Annotated in this window: 11 protein-coding genes and 1 tRNA gene; 6 read left to right on the forward strand and 6 right to left on the reverse strand. The window is 59.5% G+C overall.

The features are described 5' to 3' along the window. Positions 1 to 154 precede the first annotated feature (154 nt). Positions 155 to 229, reverse strand: a tRNA-Asn gene (locus tag VWZ81_RS05240). Between the two features lie 457 nt (positions 230 to 686). Here VWZ81_RS05240 and VWZ81_RS05245 point away from each other — a divergent pair. Continuing rightward, complete coding sequence (locus VWZ81_RS05245) at positions 687 to 3632, forward strand: hypothetical protein (RefSeq protein ID WP_416542249.1); 2946 nt, start codon at positions 687 to 689, stop codon at positions 3630 to 3632. 26 nt (positions 3633 to 3658) lie between these two features. Here VWZ81_RS05245 and VWZ81_RS05250 read toward each other — a convergent pair whose 3' ends face one another. The 3 genes from VWZ81_RS05250 to VWZ81_RS05260 form a co-directional block, all read right to left on the reverse strand. Then, positions 3659 to 5122: a phosphatase PAP2 family protein gene (locus VWZ81_RS05250; RefSeq protein WP_416542250.1), complete on the reverse strand. Its 1464-nt coding sequence runs from the start codon at positions 5120 to 5122 to the stop codon at positions 3659 to 3661. A 133-nt stretch (positions 5123 to 5255) separates the two neighbouring features. Further along, positions 5256 to 7028, reverse strand: coding sequence for an adenylate/guanylate cyclase domain-containing protein (locus VWZ81_RS05255; RefSeq protein WP_416534885.1), 1773 nt, complete (start codon positions 7026 to 7028; stop codon positions 5256 to 5258). Positions 7029 to 7150: 122 nt separating this feature from the next. Then, positions 7151 to 7639 carry an Lrp/AsnC family transcriptional regulator gene (locus VWZ81_RS05260; protein ID WP_416538795.1) on the reverse strand — a complete coding sequence of 163 codons (489 nt, stop codon included), beginning with the start codon at positions 7637 to 7639 and terminating at the stop codon, positions 7151 to 7153. 94 nt (positions 7640 to 7733) lie between these two features. On the opposite strand from VWZ81_RS05260, the gene VWZ81_RS05265 reads away from it, so the two are divergent. Both VWZ81_RS05265 and VWZ81_RS05270 read left to right on the forward strand, forming a co-directional pair. Continuing rightward, positions 7734 to 8939 (forward strand): methionine gamma-lyase, encoded by a 1206-nt coding sequence (locus VWZ81_RS05265; protein ID WP_416534886.1) that lies wholly within the window; start codon positions 7734 to 7736, stop codon positions 8937 to 8939. Between the two features lie 104 nt (positions 8940 to 9043). Continuing rightward, positions 9044 to 11437 (forward strand): 1-deoxy-D-xylulose-5-phosphate synthase N-terminal domain-containing protein, encoded by a 2394-nt coding sequence (locus VWZ81_RS05270; RefSeq protein WP_416542251.1) that lies wholly within the window; start codon positions 9044 to 9046, stop codon positions 11435 to 11437. A 255-nt stretch (positions 11438 to 11692) separates the two neighbouring features. Here the strand turns inward: VWZ81_RS05270 and VWZ81_RS05275 are convergent, their stop codons facing one another. Continuing rightward, entirely contained in the window at positions 11693 to 12676 is a 984-nt protein-coding gene (locus tag VWZ81_RS05275; RefSeq protein WP_416542252.1) for a helix-turn-helix transcriptional regulator, read from the reverse strand. A 48-nt stretch (positions 12677 to 12724) separates the two neighbouring features. Between VWZ81_RS05275 and VWZ81_RS05280 the strand changes: the two genes are divergently transcribed. Beyond that, complete coding sequence (locus VWZ81_RS05280) at positions 12725 to 13219, forward strand: DUF1579 domain-containing protein (RefSeq protein ID WP_416542253.1); 495 nt, start codon at positions 12725 to 12727, stop codon at positions 13217 to 13219. Between the two features lie 239 nt (positions 13220 to 13458). Here the strand turns inward: VWZ81_RS05280 and VWZ81_RS05285 are convergent, their stop codons facing one another. Further along, the gene (locus VWZ81_RS05285) at positions 13459 to 16710 is read right to left on the reverse strand and encodes a chemotaxis protein CheB (protein ID WP_416542254.1); all 3252 of its coding nucleotides are present in this window, start codon (positions 16708 to 16710) and stop codon (positions 13459 to 13461) included. A gap of 262 nt (positions 16711 to 16972) precedes the next feature. Here VWZ81_RS05285 and VWZ81_RS05290 point away from each other — a divergent pair, with 262 nt between their 5' ends. Together VWZ81_RS05290 and VWZ81_RS05295 are read left to right on the forward strand one after the other, a co-directional pair. Continuing rightward, positions 16973 to 17650 carry a hypothetical protein gene (locus VWZ81_RS05290; RefSeq protein ID WP_416542255.1) on the forward strand — a complete coding sequence of 226 codons (678 nt, stop codon included), beginning with the start codon at positions 16973 to 16975 and terminating at the stop codon, positions 17648 to 17650. Positions 17651 to 18271: 621 nt separating this feature from the next. Then, positions 18272 to 19408: an ABC transporter substrate-binding protein gene (locus VWZ81_RS05295; RefSeq protein ID WP_416534892.1), complete on the forward strand. Its 1137-nt coding sequence runs from the start codon at positions 18272 to 18274 to the stop codon at positions 19406 to 19408. The last annotated feature ends 26 nt before the right edge of the window (positions 19409 to 19434 follow it).

Raw genomic sequence — 19434 nt, forward strand, 5'->3', positions numbered from 1 at the left:
CATTGGTGAGCCCCGCTCGGCCCGGACGGTACCTGCGCCGGGCGTCGCAGGGCGGCCGACATTATCGCGAAATATCGACGCGATGACACCGTAAAAAATCCCGACATCAACCAAATAAGGGCTTAGCGAATGAACGCTAAGCCCTTGGAAACTTTGGCTCCGGCGGTAGGGATCGAACCTACGACCAATTGATTAACAGTCAACTGCTCTACCGCTGAGCTACGCCGGAATGTGAGGCTGATATATGGCGTGCATTCTGGCCCGTCCAGAGAAAAAATGCCCTCGGCTGCATTTTTTTGACAGCTCGATCGCGCAGGGTTTTGGGCCGTGGCAGGGCTGGGGCGATTGGCGGTCTGCGCCGCGTGATGGCCATCAATATTCCGTCGTCCGGCGATACGGGGCGTGCTGCCGCGCGGCTACTTTCTGCATCGAAACTGTGGTAGGCTTACCGGATGGGGATCTTTTGATCTTGCAAAGCGACCGGCGCTGCGGGTGTCGGGAGACGCGGCTGGACAAGCCAATCTCTGCAGGAGAGACGAGATCGAAAATACCAGAGCCAAAGAGGCGGGACCGCGCGGCTGAGTGCGGCGGTGTTCCCCCGCAAATGGGCCATCCCCGAGGGTGTCGAGCGATAATTTTGACACAGACAGAGTATCGCCAAGGGCGTGTGCTCGAAGGGGGACGATATGGCGAAAGTGACATTTCCGGGACGTTGGCCGCCGTCGGCAAATCTTGCCAGCAGCACGGTGAAGGCCTGGCTGCGGTACGAGCGGCAGTATCCGGGTTCGCGCCGCCCGTCGCGGCTGATTTCACATCCGACGGCCCCCTATGTCGCAGAGGCCACCGTCGGGGCAGCTGACGGGCCGATCAATCGGGCTGCGCTGACCGGCGCGGCGGCCGATTACCTGAAACACCTGAGAGCCTATGTGAACGCGACAACTCCGCCTCTGGGCGCGGCGGACCCGATGCTGGACCTGATTGCAGGTGTCGCCTCCGCTGGAAGCCTGCTTCACTGGTGCGATATCTGGCCGGAAATTGATGGGCCGTCGACCAGGTTGAAAGGGCAGATTGCCAGTTGGAACATGTCACGCAATCCGAAGGGTGCGATGCCGGGCACCGTGATCCTGGTCGCGACCGAGGGGATCGAGAACCCATTGCTCTCGTCGTTCCTGATGCGGTTTCCCTCAGCAGGATTTCGGGTGCCGGTTGAGGTGCGCCAGACAACACGCGGCTTTGATCTGATCATCCGTGGTCTGACAGCTGAATTCCCGGGCGGTGCAAATCGCGCGCTGTCGGCGATCCTGGCCAACAGCAGTGCTGACGAAAAACAGTCCATTCTGAGCCGGTTGGCGCAGCCGTTGTCAAGCGTTCCGATCGGGTTTCAGGCGGCAGATGATCCTGCAACGGCCGAACCGCAGGCCGCCACGGATACCGGCGATTTGCCGACGGCGTCGACCACCGATGATGCTGCGGACAGCGACACGGGCGGCGAGGCGCCCCCGGTCGTATCAGCGCCGCGCATGATGTCGATGCTTGAGGAAACTATCGCCAAACAGGCCGGGGTGGAGGCGCGGTCGCTGTTGTTGCAGGATATCCAGTTTTCGGCGGAACAGGACAATGTCGCTGCGGGGGCCTGGGAGATGACGCTGGTCCTGCTGGCGCGCGGGCAGGAGACAACGCGCGGCGCGCCGCTCAGCTATCGGCTGACGGTGCGTCTGCGGTTGCAGGACCTCGCTCAGAACAGCGTCGAAGTCGTGTCGGTGACGCGGGTGCCGCTGGTGAGCCATGCAGTGGCAGGTGGTGGCCCCCGGGTGCCCGAGCTGGAGCCATTTGTGCGGGTGTTCCCGGTGCCGCCACCGGATTGGCGCGGGCACCCGGCGCCGCCCTTGTCCTGGCGCCGCCCCACGCGGCCGGACAAGATCCTTGACCTGTTCCGCGAAAATCGCGCGATTAAGCTGGATCTGGGGATGAAGATGCAGCGACCGGCCTATGTGGTGCGCAATTGCCCGCGTTTTGTGCCGGGTGATGGTCACGGCGATCTGCCCAAGCCGCTGCCGCCGATGGATGTGTCAGATGTGCCGCCACGCCGCAACCTGTCCACCGCAATCAGCGCCTATTGGCATAGCACGGTGTTCTTTGACAGCATGAGCGGGCTGGGTTTGGCACCGGATGCCTATGTTGCGACGGCGGACGGACCGCTGGCCGTGCATTACCGCTCGGGCGTCGTGCCCGGACCCGGCAGAAGCGGTCGGACAATCAACGCGCAGGTGCGTTACGACGTGGCGCCGGATGCCGCCCAGCAGAGCAAACCGAGCATCGACATGCATCTGGCGCTGGCCAATCTCAACCGCTGGGCCAGGGTCAAGCCGGGGACGCCAGATAGCCAGCTGGAGCCGCTGGGCATCGCCAGCAGCGGGCGCTGGATGCTGCATGAATTCGGTCATTACCTGCTGGCGGCGCGGATCGGGCAGCTTGAGTTCGATTTCGCCCATAGCGCCGGCGATTCCATGGCGGCGGTTTTCTTTGACCCGTTGTCGGATCTGTCCAGCCCGGCCTATCCGGGCGATGCACGGATGCGGGGCTGGACCTTCCCGTTTGTCTTTGCGCCACGGCGGCATGATCGCACCCCGGCCATGGGCTGGGGCTGGTACGGTCTGCTGAACCGCTCGGTTGTTGAGGATCCGCCCAAGTCCGGCACCGAGCATAAGGCCTATCTGACGGAGCAGATCCTGTCGTCGTCATGTTTCCTGCTTTACCGCGCGCTTGGCGGCGATACGCTGGCAGGGAGCGACGCCGATTGGGGGCAACGCACCCGCGCCTCCGATATGACGCTGTATCTGCTGCTGCAGGCAATGGCAGGTCTGGCGCAATCGCCGTCGCGCGCTGAAATGCTGGAGGTTGGGATGGAAGCCGCAGGCTGGGGTGCCCCGGCGTTGGTTCCGCTGCCCAGAGGCGGGGCGGAGTGGCAGCCGGCAACCTCGCACAAGGTGACACGATGGGCCTTTGAAACCATGGGCATGTTTCCGGCGAACCCGGAGAAGATCAGCAGCAAGGCAGGAGCGGCCCCGGTGGTGGATATCTACATCCGCGATCGCCGCGCCGATGTTTTTCCAACCGGTGATGGTCCGCTGACAGTGGGGCGCGGCAGCTATCTGCCGGTCTCTCTGCACTGGGCGCAGGATGCTGATTGGGTAATGCCGGGACTGGTGCCGGATCTCGGTAACCGGGGAACGGTCGCGGCGCAGGGTGCAGGGCTGCGCGTCTGGGGCGGCTGGGTCCTGAACGATAAACCGATCTTGCAGATTATGGACCGAAGCATCCTCTGGAGTCCGCATCCGCTTGCGCTGGGGCCTTGTGACATCGGCCCGGATCAGCAGGCGGCATCGGATCTGACGCAGAATGACGCGCAGCAGATCACGCAGCTCTGTAAAGATACGCGCAATGCAGCACCCGCAGGGCTGCAGCTGGTGTTTTTCTATGAGCTGACCCATGTGAATGACCGCGCCAATACCGACCCCGCAGCGGGACTGGCGCCGCAGATCGGCGCAGGCGAAACCCCGCCACAGACGGTGCAGGCCCTTGTCGATCTGGTCGCCTGTGACAACAATTTGGGCCTGCACATGATCGGCTAGAGTCGGGAGCCAAGAGGTCCCGGAGCTCAGGCGATTTCGCTCGAAATCCACGGTGTCGGCCATTCTGTCTTGGCCTTGTCAAGGATACGGTGCAGCGTCGGAACATTGAGATGTGCCCAGGGGACTGGCCCGGCGTTCGGATCAACCGGCGCGCGGTCCATCATGCAATACCAGATCCCCGCCGCGATATGGCGGCCCGCGGTTGAATCCGACGGGTAGTGCACGCCGATCCGCTCGCGGTTCACCGCGATCCGGTTGGCCATGGTCAGCAGCGGCGAGGCGATAACGTTGGTGCCAAGCAGATCGTCATAGGTCGGCTTGCGCATCAGAGTGCCTGCCGGGATCTGGATATTGGTTCCCGTGCCATCGGACTCATAGCCCCTCACCACGCCAAATCGCTGTGCGATGCCCGGAACCTCCAGCAGTAGCAGCGACAGGAAATGGGCGAGAAAGGCGTGGCCGCTGGGAAAGGCAGGATGGGCAGGCGGACCAAATGGCACGGTTAGCCCCGGACGCAGAATTGAGGGGCGGACCCGCTTGTAATGGGCTTTGTAGCTCATATAGGCGACATTGCCGACCGCCAGTCCCAGATCAATAAGCTTCAGCGTGAAGGGGTGATCAAAGCTGTTGGCCCCCAAAAAATGGATCAGATAGGCCGGCAGGCCATCGGCCTGAATGTCGCATTCGACCATATATTGCTGACGATCATCCTCCATATACATCTTGAGCACTTCCAGCTCGGCGACGATGATCTCAAAGGCCTCCTTGGCGGCGTCCTGAGAGTCCGTTGGGGTTCCGGTTTGGACATAGCGCCAACGCAGATCGTTTTGTTCCAGCCAGCGGTCGCCGACATGGGCGGGATGCCAGTTCTGGTATTGCGATGCGAATTCCAGTGCTGCCATGGTGCCGGGTTCGGACCTGTCCGCCGCACGCAGCCATTCCCCAAGGTTGGGGTCAAATGGCAGCGCCCAGAACCGCAGAGCAGGATCCCAGTCCTCGGTGATCCATTCCAGCGCGATAGGGTATTGCGGTTGCGGCGGTGTGCCTTTGGCCTTTGGGATCTGATAGGGTGTGATGATCATCGACAGCGGGAAGGGATCGCCACCGTTGTTGTCCGGGCTGAAATCCAGCGTCCAGGGCAGAAGTCCCAGCTCTTTGGGCGTTGCGTAGTAGCTGCGCAGAATGCCGATGCCGGCGTCTGCGCCATTGCCCAGAAGATAGCCGTTATCCTCAATCCCTAATCCCAGGCCGTTACCCAGCCCCAGACCGTTGCCGAGGCCCAGACCATTGCCGAGACCCAGGCCAAGTCCTTGACCTGCGCCCAAACCCAGCCCGTTGCCAAGTCCTAATCCCAGGCCGTTACCCAGCCCCAGACCATTGCCCAAGCCGAGGCCGTTGCCAAGCCCAAGACCATTGCCCAAACCAAGACCGAGCCCAAGTCCCAGACCAAGCCCGTTCGACGACGCTTGCGAGTTGCCATGTCCAGCCATCAGTAATCCCCCTTAAACCGTTGAATACGTGTTAAAAACAAACTGTGTGACTGCGCGTGTCGGTGCTCTGCCGGTCTGCCTCTTGATGTCCTTCCTGCTTGTCGGGTTGCCCCGATCATTGTTGTTCCAAATCCTAATCAGGCAGCCCTGCGCGTGTCAGACCATCGGTCAGACGACCCAGGGCTTCCTTTGATTTCAGCGGATACCAGGTCGCAAATTTCGATACCGAAAATCCCGGATCCAGTTCGATTATTTCCCGGCCCACCTTGCGGGCGCTCTCGGTCTGCCCGCTGAGCGCAAAGGCGGCGGCGAGCAGCCGGAGGCTGGCCATGAACCGCGGTTTGTTGCGGCGGGCGTTCTTCAGGAACCGGATCGCTTCAGGCATGTTGCCATCGACAAATTCAGCAAGGCCCGCAGCAGTCAGGAAGAAGAAGCTCAACGGATCATAGGGCGCCAGTCGCCAGACATTGAGCAACCGTTCACGGGCCTCGGCGCCGTCGCCAAGATAGGCATATGTCGTCGCACTCAGCCCCCAGGCCAGCGGCAGGTTCATGTTATGGGCCAGCGCATCCTCGAAGAGTTCCAGCGCATCCTCGGGACTGTTCTCATGCAGGCTGAGCACATGGGCGCGGATCGACAGGGTCAGCGCGTCATCGGGGTCCAGCTCGACCGCGCGGCGGGAATGGTTGATCATGGTCAGAATATCGTCGCGCGGGTTGTGGGAATACCCTTCTGCCAGAAAGAAATTCATGCACCAGGCCAGATAGGCGTGAGCCTGGGGGTAATTAGGGTCGAGAGACACGGCACGCTTCAACAGAGCGATGGCCTCTTCATAGCTGTAGTCATCCAGCTGATAGAGCCGCGCCAGCGCCCGCAGGACACATTTATAGGCGTCCAGGCTCTCTGTGCTGCGTGCGCTGATATGCTCCGCCTCGGTCGACAGCACCTTGGGTTCCAGCATGGCCAGAATGCTGGAGGCGATTTCATCCTGAAAGGCAAAAAGATCCTGTAGGTCACCGCGATAGGTCTGGGCCCAGATCGCCCGGTTGCGCAGAACATCCATCAATTCGACAAAGATGCGGAGCTGGTCGCCATGCTGGTCGACGGAGCCGGTCAGCAGATAGGCGACGCCTAGATTGCGGCCGATCTTGGCAGGGTTTTCCTTGCTACTGCGGAATTGCAGCGTCGAGGTGCGCGCCATGACGAACATGGTGCGGCTGCGGGAGACGCCGGAGATGATCTCCTCGGTGATGCCATCGCCGAAATACTGTTCCTCGGCCTGCGCACCGCGATCCTGAAACGGCAGGACCGCCAGCGTCGGGCGGTTTTTCCAGTCAGCATGAGGATGTAGCAGAACACTGTCGCCGCTGCTGCTGAGGACCTGATAGACGTGGACGGGCCGGTCAATATTCTTCAACAGCGGCGCGCCGAGGTCGTGAAACCTGAGCGACAGCTTCCCGCGGACGATATCGCGGACCATTTTGGTGACCACCACGGTGCCCGGATTGGCGAGCTGATGAATGCGCGAGGCGATGACAACACCGTCGGACTGCACGGTCCCTTCATCGTCGATCACATCGTCGATATTGACACCGATACGGATTTCCATCGGGTTCTCTTCGGCGACCTGCTGGCGCAACCGATCCTGAACAGCCATCGCCCAGAGCACGGCATCCGTGGCGCTGGTGAATTCGACCAGCAGCGCATCCCCGGCATCCGACCGACGCACGCCGCCATAGCGTTTCAGCTCATCCAGCAGCACGGTGTCGCGCAGCTCGCACCAGCGACGGACAGTCTCAGTTGTGCTGATCTCCATATGCCGTGTGTAGTCTGCCACATCGGCAAAGGCGAAAGCTGTCAGTCGCGTCGAGATCTTTGGAAACGTTGTTGGGATGGGCCTTTGCATGGATGATGTCCTGCCGCCAGTAGGGGGGCAGTATATCGAACGGTCGCGATTTTTAAAGAATGTAGACCGGCGGTTTGCGCATCTTTGCCAGCTATCTGCGAAATGGGCACCCTGCCGGATGATCAGCTTTGAGAGCTATCAACCTCAGGGTAGACGGCGGTCTTTTTCACCACACCGTAGACGAAACTGGTGTCAATCGAACTGATGCCGCCGATGGGATGCAGGCGCGCGCGTACGAAGCGTTCGTAATCTTCCAGATCGGCCACCACCACACGCAGCAGATAATCGGCAAGGCCAGTCATCACGAAACATTCCAGAACCTCAGGCGTGCCACGGACCTGGCGTTCAAAGTTGGCCACCACGCTTTCGGTATGGTTCTCCAGGCTGACCCGCACAAAGACCGTGACCGGCAGGCCATAGACCTTGGCATCAACGTCGATGCTATAGCCCTGAATGACATTGCTGCTTTCAAGAATGCGCAGCCGGCGCAGGCAGGGAGAGGGCGAGAGGTTGACCTCCGCCGCGAGATCGAGATTCGTCATCCGCCCATTGCGTTGCAAGGCCCGTATGATGCGTCTGTCCGTCGCGTCCAATTTTGGCTTCTCTGGCATAATATGCCAATCCTTATGCTGTCTGAAGGTAAATTAGCAACTAATCGCCCAGCTGACCATCCTAAGATGCTGGAAACACATTAGGGTGATTTTCATGAAAAAGACCGACTCCAGCTTTTCGACACGTGCAATCCACCATGGCTATGACTCGCAGTCGCAGCAGGGGGCGTTGAACCCGCCGCTTTATCTGACCTCGACCTTTACCTTCGACTCCGCCGAGGCGGGCGGCGAGATGTTCACCGGTGAGCGCGAGGGGCATTTCTACAGCCGCATTTCCAACCCGACACTGGACCATCTGGAGCAGCGCATCGCCAATCTTGAGGGCGGCGAAGCCGGGCTTGCGACCGCTTCCGGCATGGGCGCAATCACCTCGACCCTATGGTCGTTTCTAGCGGCCGGGGATGAAATCATCCTAGACAAGACACTATATGGCTGCACGTTTTCCTTCATGACCCACGGGCTGCCACGATTTGGCGTCAATGTGCGTCTGGTCGATATGACAGATCCCTCCAATCTGGCAGAGGCGATCAGCCCGAAAACCAAACTGGTCTATTTCGAAACCCCGGCAAACCCCAACAATCGCCTAATCGACATCTCGGCGATTTCCGAGATCGCGCATAAAGCTGGCGCAAAGGTGGTTGTCGACAACACCTTTGCCACGCCGGTGATCACACGCCCGATCGAACTGGGCGCCGATATCGTGGTGCATTCGGCAACGAAATTCATCAGCGGCCATGGCGATGTGATCGCCGGTCTGGTTGTCGGCTCAAAGGAGGACGTCACCCAGATCCGCCTTGTCGGGCTGAAGGATATGACCGGTGCGGTGATGTCACCCTTTAGTGCGATGCTGTTGATGCGCGGTTTGAAGACGCTTGAACTGCGGATGGAGCGTCACTGCAAATCCGCCCGCAAGGTGGCTGAGGCGCTGCAATCCCACCCGGCGGTGGAGCGGGTCTATTACCCGGGCCTTGACGGCTTTGCACAGAATGAACTGGCCGCGCGGCAGATGTCGGGCTTTGGCGGCATGATCCCCTTTGAGGTTGTTGGTGGCAAGGCTGGCGGTATCGCCATGATGAACCGGCTGGAACTGGTCCAGCGCGCGGTGTCGCTGGGCGACGCCGAAACGCTGATCCAGCACCCGGCCAGCATGACCCATTCGACCTATACCCCCGAAGAGCGTGCAGAACATGGCATTGCCGAGGGGCTGCTGCGGATGTCAGTTGGGCTTGAAGGTGTCGATGATATCATCGACGATCTGATGCAGGCGCTGTCCTCGCATAACGCTTACGCCGCCGCCTGAGTATGGCGGCCCCTGGTGGGGTGTTTCATTCCGCCAGATTTGACAGGTCCCCTCCGCATTCGTGCGGGAGGGAGAGTATCTTCACCTAATCAATGAGTTGACCCATGACCTCTTCAGTGGCCGCGCCGATACCTTCCTCCGAAACGCTCAAGACGATCGAGCAGCGGCTATTGTGGCTGTCCCACTGGATGATCCACAACGCCAACCACCTGCGCCCCAAGGAGGACGGCATCAAGGTTGGCGGTCATCAGGCCAGCTCGGCTTCGATGGTGTCGATCATGACCGCGCTCTACTTCAGCGCGCTGCGGCCAGAGGACCGGGTGGCGGTGAAACCCCATGCCTCGCCGATCTTTCATGCGATCCAGTATCTGATGGGCAACCAGACCCGCGAGAAGATGGAAAACTTCCGGGGCTTTGGTGGCGTGCAGAGCTATCCGAGCCGCACGAAGGATATTGATGACGTGGATTTCTCGACCGGCTCCGTGGGGCTTGGGGTGGCGATCACTTCCTTTGCGTCGATGGTCCAGGATTATGTTACCGCGAAATCCTGGGGATCCGATGCGCCAAAGGGGCGGATGGTCGCGCTTGTCGGCGATGCCGAACTGGACGAGGGCAATGTTTACGAATGCCTTCAGGAGGGATGGAAGAACGACCTGCGCAACACCTGGTGGATCATCGACTATAATCGCCAGTCGCTGGATGGGATCGTGCGCGAAGGGCTGTTTCAGCGGATCGAGAAGATCTTCGACGCCTTCGGCTGGGATGTGGTGAAGGTGAAATACGGCGCCTTGCAGCGCGCTGCCTTTGAGGAGCCGGGCGGTGACAAGCTGCGCCAGTGGATTGATGACTGTCCCAATCAGACCTATTCGGCGCTGACCTTCATGGGTGGTGCTGTCTGGCGTCAGCATCTGCTGGATGATCTGGGCGATCAGGGCGACGTCAGCGCGCTGATCGAGCGCCGCTCCGATGCAGAGCTGGCAGCCTTGATGGAGAACCTCGGCGGCAACTGCGTTGCGACCATGGCCGAGACATTTGCGGCCATCGACCATGACCGCCCGGTCTGTTTCCTCGCCTATACGGTCAAGGGCTGGGGCACACCCATTGCCGGCCACAAGGACAATCACGGCGGGCTGATGAACAAGACCCAGATGACCGAATGGCAGCGCTATATGGGGGTTGCCGAGGGGCAGGAGTGGGAGCCCTTTGCGACCGTGCAGAACCCCGCTGCATTGCAGAGTTTTCTGGATCAGGTGCCGTTTTTTGCAAAAGGGGCGCGGCGTTATCACGATGCCCGCCTGCCGGTGCCGACAGTCGAGGTGAAAACCGACCGCGAGATGTCGACCCAGATGGGCTTTGGCAAGATCCTCGATGATCTCTCCAAAGGTGACAGCGACCTTGCCGCGCGCATTGTCACCATGTCGCCGGATGTGACGGGGACCACGAACCTTGGCCCCTGGGTGAACCGGCGCAAGCTCTTTGCACGTAAGGCGCAGGCGGATGCCTTTATCGAACACAAGATCCCCTCAACCGCGAAGTGGGAGTTCACGCCAGAAGGCCAGCATATCGAGCTGGGCATCGCCGAAATGAACCTGTTCCTGCTGCTGGGGGCTGCCGGCCTGTCGCAATCGCTGTTTGGCAAGCGGCTGATCCCTATCGGCACGGTCTATGATCCCTTTGTGGCGCGTGGCCTCGATGCGCTGAACTACGCCTGTTATCAGGACGCCCGCTTCATGATCGTGGGCACGCCTTCCGGCGTGACCCTGGCGCCGGAGGGCGGTGCGCATCAATCCATCGGCTCACCCCTCATCGGGATGAGCCAGGACGGGCTGGCCGCCTTTGAGCCGGCTTTTGTGGATGAGCTGGCGGTGATCATGGAATGGGCCTTTGATTATCTTCAGCGCGACGGCGAGGGCGATCCGGATGAACGCACCTGGCTCCGGGATGAGACCGGCGGTTCCGTCTATCTGCGCCTGACCACCAACCCGATTGAACAGCCGGGCAAGCGGGTTGATGACGCCTTCCGTCAGGGCGCGATTGATGGCGCCTATTGGCTGAAGCAGCCGGGGCCGAACTGCGATGTGGTGATTGCCTATCAGGGGGCGGTTGCGCCGGAGGCGATCAAGGCCGCTGCCGCCATCGGCGAGGGACGCCGCGATGTCGGCGTTCTGGCGGTGACCTCGGCCGACCGGCTGAACGCCGGCTGGACTGCTGCGCAGCGGGCCCGGGCGCGCGGTGTGCCGCAGGCACAAAGCCATATCGAGGCATTGCTGGCGGAGCTGCCGCGTCATTGCAAACTGATCACGGTGATCGACGGCCACCCGGCGACGCTGAGCTGGCTGGGCAGTGTGCAGGGCCATCAGAGCATTCCGCTGGGGGTCGAGCATTTCGGTCAGACCGGCACCATCGCCGATCTCTATCGCCACTTCGGCATTGATGCACAGGCGATCACCGAAGCGGCCGATGGGCTGACCGCAGGCAGACGGCTAAAGGTCGTATAGCAACCTCGACCCAATGCAGCGCCAGCCCTGACCGATTGGCAAAGGTAGGAAAGCGGCAGGCATCCGTGCGCCCCCGCGCATCCCGTCGCGCAGGCCCCGCCACCGCCCGCTGGGATTGAGAGGCCAATATAATAACGGCTCCCGAAGTGATCTTCGGGAGCCGTATGTGCTGAAGGTCGGCAGGCGGGCCAAAGCGGGAGTTCGTTGCCGTCGCATAGGGTGCCCCCTATCTGCACTACGTGGGCCTCGGCGAAATCACGATACGTATAGATCGATAACTTTGCGGGCCTCAGCGATCACCTCTTCGCGAAATGCGGCTGGCCCATGTACCTCGGCCTCAGCACCGAGAGATAGAACGTCACGGATGGCCTTTACGCCAACCTCCATTTGTACGTTTACGCAGAACCATCCGTTTCGTTTCGGGATCCGAACAGGGGACTGCGGTGCAAAACCCATTTCGTTCAACATGCGCAGGCCTGTTGAACTGACATGAAGTGCAACGGATTGAGACTTCAGCCGGTGCTCGAAATCTGCGATCCAGCTGTTCCAAAAGGCGCTGACATCAAAAGTCGTCGGGCGTGAGAACGTGTCGTCAAGAACCTTGATGCTCCGGATATTTGCAATCTTGTAGACACGTGGGGTTTCGACGAGCGCAACGAGATACCAGTTACCGGCTTTCAGGACAATCGCCAGAGGCGATACAACGCGATCCACGACGCCTTTCCAGCTCTCGTATTCTATCGACAGTCGCCGTTCATTCCACACCGCAGAGGCAACCTCCGACACAAATGGAGCAGTGTCCTTCTTTCGATACCAACCCTGCGGATCCAACAAAAACCGCTCGGAAACAACAATGGCCTGATCGCGCGCTGGACCAGAGAGCGAGGCCATGACTTTTAGCTCTGTTTGGCTCGCAGCTTTCAGCAAACCCAGATCATCCAATGCAGAACCAAGCCCAGCCAGCAGCAGGCTGCGTGCTTCATCCGCATCAAGGCCTGTCAAACGGGTCTGGTATCCATCCATCAACCGATACCCGCCGCCTCGTCCCCGCTCGGCGAAAACCGGGACACCTGCATAGCTCAGCTGATCGATGTCCCTGTGGATCGTGCGCAAGCTGACCTCAAACTCATCGGCCAATTGCTGTGCCGTCATCAGGCCGCGGGTTTGGAGAAGCAACAAAATTGACAGTAAACGAGAAGATTTCATCTGCTCTCTCAAAAACATGACACGAAGTGTCATGTTATGTCGTTGATAAGCACTCTTGTCACGAAAGATAAGGGAGACACCATGCACACCGATCGCGACCCCACGGCGACAACCGCTGTTCAGAATGATTTTGACTTCATGTTCGGGTCTTGGACTGTAAAGCACAGACGCTTGAAGGAGCGGCTAAGCGGCTGCGATGATTGGGAGGTTTTCGATGGCCTTTCGCAAACTCAGCCAATTCTTGCAGGCAATGGAAATATTGAAGACAACTTTGTCGGGTTTCCTGGGCAGCCTTATCGCGCGATTGCGTTGCGAAGCTTCGATCCTGGTTCAGGGGTGTGGGCAATCTGGTGGCTCGACGGTAGATCACCCCACATGCTTGATACGCCGGTAAAAGGTGCATTCACAGGAGATATCGGCGAATTTCGCGCGAATGACGTGTTGAATGGGCAGCCTATAATAGTCCGATTTCTTTGGAACAAAGGGCCGGTGCCGCGATGGGAGCAGGCGTTTTCAACCGACGATGGAACCACATGGGAAACCAACTGGACGATGGACTTTACACCGGCTGCCTGATGAACGACAGGGTTCTGCCGGATAACGGGCTTTGGGACGGAGCGCAGAAACGGTCAAACGGGCCCACAACCGCCGCTGAGGAATACGCAGCATCCTTCTCGAAAAGCCGGTGTTGATTTGGATAACACAAAGCCCGGACCGCAAGATGCGCTCCGGGCTTTTGATCTTTTCGTCGCAGATGGTGTGGTCACGACGCCAAGAGCCGGTGATTGGCTCTGCGGGCGTGTCATGAACTGCCGTCAGCTGGCGTCGGCATCGACCTCGCGAAAGATGCCGACCAGTTTGGTGACGTCCCCGTTGTCATCGCGGATCGCCATGCCTTTGCTTTCGACGCGGATCTCGACGCCGTCCTTGCGGATCAGGCGTTTGACAAAGCGGAAGCCTTCACCGCTTTCGATGGCTTCGGCGACATTGCGTTTGACGTCCTCGCGATCATCGGGATGGAAGAAGGCAATCGCGCTGTCGATATCCGGCACATAGTTCTCTGGCGTCACACCGTGGATCTCATAGACTTTCGGTGACCAATAAGGGGCCTGAGAACCGGAATCAATGGACCAGAAGCCGATCCCGACCATCTCCTGTACCAGTTCGGCCTGTGCCAGCAGCGCCTCGGCGCGCTGGCGGGCCTCGACGGTTTCGGTGACATCGGTGCCGATGGTGAAAACCGTCGGCTCTCCGGTGATATGGTGCGGGAAGCGATGCCGGTCCATGTTGATCCAGCGCTCTTCGCCGCCATCGGCCAGTGTCACCTGACGCAATTCACTGGCAAAGCCTTCGGGCTCGTCCAGGACCGCGTCGTCCTGCTCGAACATCTCCTTGCCCGCGTCATTGTCTTTGATGAGTGAAAACACATTTTTTGACAATGCCTTGTCACGGCTGAGGCCCAGCAGCTCAGCATAGGCCTCACTGATGCGCAGGATTTCACCGCTGCGGGTCCGGTTCAGCAGCAGCAGTTTCGAATTGTCGAGGATCATCTCCATCTCATGCGCCATGCCGGGGAATTCCGACACCACCATGGTGACGCCAAGGATCTGCCCGTTGACATCGAAGTAGGGCGAGCAGGTCAGCCGGATACGGGTGCCGCGCGAAGTGAATTCCTCGGTGACGGTCTGGCCAAGGCGCAGCGCCTCGCTACAGATCGGTGCCAGGATCGGGAATCCTTCGGGGAGGGCGCATTGGCTGATGTGCGGGCTGGAGATGGGCCGCCGGATGTTGAACATCCGGGTCGCCGCCAAAGTCGCCTGAGTGATCTGAAGCGCACTGTCGGCCACAACGATCGCCAAGGGCGTGCTTTCGAGCACAGAAATCAGCTCGCCGGTGCGTCCGCTCAGCTCGGACGCCGTCACCTGCAATTCCTCGTTGACGGTGATCAGCTCCTCGTTGGTGGACTGGAGCTCCTCGTTGGAGGTTTCCAACTCTTCGTTGGTGGCCTGCAACTCTTCATTGGTGGATTGCAGTTCTTCGTTCAGCGATTGCAGCTCCTCATTCGAGGTTTCAAGCTCCTCGATGGTCTGCTGCAGTGCTTCGCGGGTGGTTGCAACCTCATTCTCCAGATTGCGGATCCGCTCAAATGTCGCGTCACCTTCCTCGCCGACGAACGGAGCCTGATCGATCTTGGACCGGTCTACGGTCACCGGGGTGAACACCACCAGCGCCGCACGTTCGCTGATCTCCTTGGCCACGATCGGGTAGACGTCGAGCCGGATTTCCTCATCGTCAGTCTCGGCAAGAAGGTGGCGGACACCGCCCTTATGGGAGCCGTTCTTCAACGCGATGGTGATCAGGCTGCGGGCTTCTTCGCGCAGCGGGCTGCGCAGCAGATCAAGGTGCATCCGCAGCGAACTGGTCTCATTCACCTCAATGAACTGGCTGACCGAGCCATAGACACGCGCGATCGAGAAATCTTCTGTCACCAGCAGGGAATTCTTGCCCAGCGACTGCGCCAGCGCCTCGAACAGCTGGCGATCGGTTGATGGCGCCTGCTGCGATGGCGGCTTGATGGTTGGACGCTGCGCCATCATCGGGATCGACGGCATGTTATAGGGCTGCTGCGACTGATGGGCACGCAGGGAGCGTTTGCGATAGACATGACTGGCTGAGCGGTCCTGCACAAACAGCTCATCCGATCCGGCGACGCTTTCTGCGGTGCCGAGGAACAGCAGACCATGCGGTGACATAGCGTAGTGGAAGCGCGACATGACCTTTTGCTGAAGCGGATTGCCAAAATAGATCAGTAGGTTACGACAGCAGATCAGGTCCACCTTCTGAAATGGCGGGTCCTGGCAGACGTTGTGGTCCGAAAACAGAACCGCATTGCGCAGATTGTCGACCACCCGGACACCATCGGTCTGCCGGATAAGGTATTTGTCAGCCAGCTCCGAGGGGATGTCGTTGAGTGCGGCGAGGCTATAGACTCCCTTACGGGCCGTCTTCAGCGCGTCCTTGTCGATATCCGTGGCAAAGATCTGGACCCGTGACTTCAGCTGGTTGGTCGGATTGCCGAGCGCCTCTGACACGACCATGGCGATGGAATAGGCTTCCTCGCCGGTGGCGCAACCCGCAACCCAGATCCGCAGGGGGCCGGGGCCGCGATCCTTGATCAACTGCGGCAGCAGAGTCTTCAGAAGCTCGAATTCCTCGCGATCACGAAAGAACCGGGTGACGGAGATCAGAAGATCCTTGAACAGCGCATCCACCGCATGGGGGTTGTTGCGGCAGAACTGCGTGTATTCCTCCTGGGTTTCGATCCCCAGGGCGATCATCCGCCGCTCGATACGACGGCTGATTGTTGTCTGCTTGTAGTCGCGGAAATCGACACGGGTGCGCGCAAGAAGGATCTGCAACAGATCCGAAACCGGTGAATCTCTCAGACTGTTTTCGTGGCGAAACGAGGAAAAGTCACGCGGCGAGGAAAGGATCTTCTGTAGATTGGTGCCAATATCCTGCGGCCGCAGCACCAGATCAACGCAGCCGGTCTGCACCGCTGCTACCGGCATGCCGTCGTATTTCGCGCTTTCGGCGTCCTGTGCAATGGTGATGCCGCCAGCCTCGCGGATGGCCTGCACACCATAGGCCCCATCGCTGCCGGTGCCGGACAGGATGATCGCCATAGAGTTGTCGCCGTTCTGCTCCGCCAGGCTGACCAGAAAGCGGTCGACCGACGGGCGCGGGGTGCCGGGTTCGGCATTCGGATCCTGCAAGAGATGCAGACGGCCTTCGGAGAAGATGACATCGCTTTTGGGCGGCGTGATATACACGACATTCGCTTCCGGCACGGTGCCGTTTTCGATGGTGCCAACTTTCAGCTGGGTCTGCCGCGCGACCAGCTCGGTCATCAGGCTTTTATGGTGTGGTGACATGTGTTGCACAACAACATAGGCGGCAGGCGCATCCACCGGGAGAGTCGCGACGAGCTCTCGGATGGCTTCCAGTCCACCAGCGGACGACCCGATTCCGATGATTGTCAGGTCATTCTTCGTTTGCGTTGTCATATGCGTGCCTATCGTCTACCATATGTAAACCTCTTATCCTCTAGATCGATGTCAGGTCCATGGCAAATCCCGATCGGACTGAGGTTTTGACCGGACGATGCGTCTACCGTCACGGATGAGCAATCGAGGAGGCAACATAATGCAATTAATGGTTGTATAAAGCTTGACGTGGAATGTTACTCCAAACTACGCTGCTTAAACGGTTTGTAAACTACTCCTAACTACATATTAAAGACATCTCCAGTTATACAGGTTGGGTGTAATGAACGTTGTTGCCATGACTGACAATATGGATGCTGGAGAGGATCAGCGCAGGTTCATCGTGAACCTTATGGCTCAGAAGGGGCAGCTGCCCTTTGTCCGCTCTTGCGAAGTGGTCAGCCCGACATTCCGCAATCGCACATCCTTCGTCAAATCACTGGCGCTGGAGGACGTGTTTTGCGACTCGATCGCCGAGGGGTTGAACGACTGCGTTAAGATGCTGTCGGGCGAGACACAGGTTATTTCGCTGCCCTCGCTGATACTTGAAGTTCCGGGACTCGTCCTTGCCGGGGCGCATATCCTGGCAACGGTCGACGATGACGGCAGTCAGTCCATTATTATCAGGTTCCGGATCAGCCTTGGCGGTATTGGCTATGCGTTCCGTCCCGACGTGGGCTTTGGTGCCGGGCTTGAAGATCTGACGCGTGAGGTGAGCGCACAGGTGCTCACCGATCTTGCGCTGCCATTGCTGAATGTCCTTTCGGCGACCGAGGCTGGTCTGGTCGATGCCGAAACCGCAATCGGCTCGCTCAGTCGGCAGCTTGCGGATCGTGTCCATGAGATTCGCTTCCAGATCGAACTGGTGAAGCGCTATACAGACGGGTTGGAACGGCAGCGCAACAGCTGCACCGCCCCAGAACCCGCGCCAAAGCAACTGCGTCAGCTCAGCTCCGGCTGACACTTGCACCGCAAGGGGCGTTAATCCCGCAATGTCGCTGCAAATGATGGCCCCACATCTTCTGATACCTGGCGTCAATCGTCATGGTGGCTGCTCTGCTTGCGGATCTAGGTGCAATGGATTCCACCGCTGAATATAATGCCTTACCAAACGAGCGGAGACGAAAGGCCGGTTGAGTGAATTGCCTGACAGGGTTGTATTCAGCCGTTCTTATCGGGCGGTTCAACAGCCTGTTTTCATGGCAATGCGGGGGCGGGGCGCCTGCGTTGACCACAGGCCTTCTCCCCAAGGGCGGAGCGAATGCCTCGCTTGCATGGACGTGTCTCGTCAGGAGGCGCGTCAGCTTCGATAAGTTTTAAGGTTAGATATTTTAATCTTGAAATAAATATCCACTTCGGCCTAGGCTTGCCAAAGCGGCCGGTGCAACGGCCGATGGACGGAGCGCAGCCCGATGGGTGTGAGGGAACTGGACGGCAGCCATATGCTGACCGCTGTCATCGTGACAATTCCATACATCCCCGCAAAATGCTGGCGCCGCGCGGTCCAATCGGAAAGAGTAAGCAGCGAAGAGTCACCACAGAAGTGACCTTCATTGCTCAGATAGATCAGGGAGATGGACCAATGACGACACTTAAGACCATGGCGCTTGCCGCAGCGGTTTCGACGCTGGCCTTGGCCGCCGGCGCCGAGACAAAGATTGGCATGATCACAACGCTATCCGGCGGTGGTGCAGGACTGGGTGTCGACGTGCGCGACGGCTTCATGCTGGCAATGGAACAGGCCGGCCGCGACGACATCGAGGTGGTCATCGAGGATGATCAGCGCAAACCAGAAAGCGCCGTACAGATCGCCGACCGCATGATCCAGTCCGAAAAGGTTGACATCATGACCGGGATCATCTGGTCCAACCTCGCAATGGCAGTGGTGCCCGCGGCGACGGCTCAGGGCGTGTTCTACCTGTCGCCCAATGCAGGCCCCTCCGCATTGGCGGGCAAGCGCTGCCATGAGAATTATTTCAACGTCGCCTGGCAGAATGACAACCTGCACGAGGCAGCAGGTGCCTATGCCAATGACGCGGGCCTGAAAAACAGCTACATCCTCGCCCCGAATTACCCCGCAGGTCAGGACGCGCTGACCGGCTACAAGCGCATGTATAAAGGCGAATTGGCGGGCGAGACCTACACCAAGCTTGGCCAGACCGACTATGCCGCAGAGATTGCCCAGATCCGCGCATCCGGTGCCGACAGCGTCTATTTCTTCCTGCCCGGTGGCATGGGGATTTCATTCCTCAAGCAATACGCCGACAGCGGTGTCGATCTGCCCGTTGTAGGTCCGGCCTTCAGCTTTGATCAGGGGATCCTGCAGGCAGTCGGCGGCGCCGCGCTTGGGATCAAGAACACCTCGCAGTGGAACAAGGATCTCGACAACCCAGCCAACACGGCCTTTGTTGCGGCCTTTCAGCAGAAATACGAGCGTCTGCCGTCGCTCTATGCAAGCCAGGGCTATGACACTGCCAACCTCATCCTGAGCGCGCTGGACAAGGCAAGTGTCGATGACAAAGACGCATTCCGCGCCGCGCTGAAGGCGGCAGAGTTCGATTCCGTCCGGGGAGATTTCAAATTCGGCGACAACCATCACCCGATCCAGAACATTTATGTTCGTGAAGTCATTCAGGAAGGCGATGTCTACACCAACAAGATCATCGCAACAGGTCTGGAAAATCACGCCGACGCCTATGCGGCAGACTGCAAGATGTAAAACCATCTGAGTGATGCGGGCCAGTG

The sequence above is a fragment of the Phaeobacter sp. JH20_34 genome, from assembly GCF_048056095.1.
Taxonomy (GTDB): domain Bacteria; phylum Pseudomonadota; class Alphaproteobacteria; order Rhodobacterales; family Rhodobacteraceae; genus Phaeobacter; species Phaeobacter bryozoorum.

What these genes read in the sequence shown, in the direction of transcription:
- VWZ81_RS05275 (WP_416542252.1), bottom strand. Translation starts at nt 12,676, where the DNA reads ATGACACTTCGTGTCATGTTTTTGAGAGAGCAGATGAAATCTTCTCGT.
- VWZ81_RS05255 (WP_416534885.1), bottom strand. Translation starts at nt 7,028, where the DNA reads ATGCAAAGGCCCATCCCAACAACGTTTCCAAAGATCTCGACGCGACTG.
- VWZ81_RS05265 (WP_416534886.1), top strand. Translation starts at nt 7,734, where the DNA reads ATGAAAAAGACCGACTCCAGCTTTTCGACACGTGCAATCCACCATGGC.
- VWZ81_RS05245 (WP_416542249.1), top strand. Translation starts at nt 687, where the DNA reads ATGGCGAAAGTGACATTTCCGGGACGTTGGCCGCCGTCGGCAAATCTT.
- VWZ81_RS05270 (WP_416542251.1), top strand. Translation starts at nt 9,044, where the DNA reads ATGACCTCTTCAGTGGCCGCGCCGATACCTTCCTCCGAAACGCTCAAG.
- VWZ81_RS05285 (WP_416542254.1), bottom strand. Translation starts at nt 16,710, where the DNA reads ATGACAACGCAAACGAAGAATGACCTGACAATCATCGGAATCGGGTCG.
- VWZ81_RS05250 (WP_416542250.1), bottom strand. Translation starts at nt 5,122, where the DNA reads ATGGCTGGACATGGCAACTCGCAAGCGTCGTCGAACGGGCTTGGTCTG.
- VWZ81_RS05260 (WP_416538795.1), bottom strand. Translation starts at nt 7,639, where the DNA reads ATGCCAGAGAAGCCAAAATTGGACGCGACGGACAGACGCATCATACGG.
- VWZ81_RS05290 (WP_416542255.1), top strand. Translation starts at nt 16,973, where the DNA reads ATGAACGTTGTTGCCATGACTGACAATATGGATGCTGGAGAGGATCAG.
- VWZ81_RS05280 (WP_416542253.1), top strand. Translation starts at nt 12,725, where the DNA reads ATGCACACCGATCGCGACCCCACGGCGACAACCGCTGTTCAGAATGAT.
- VWZ81_RS05295 (WP_416534892.1), top strand. Translation starts at nt 18,272, where the DNA reads ATGACGACACTTAAGACCATGGCGCTTGCCGCAGCGGTTTCGACGCTG.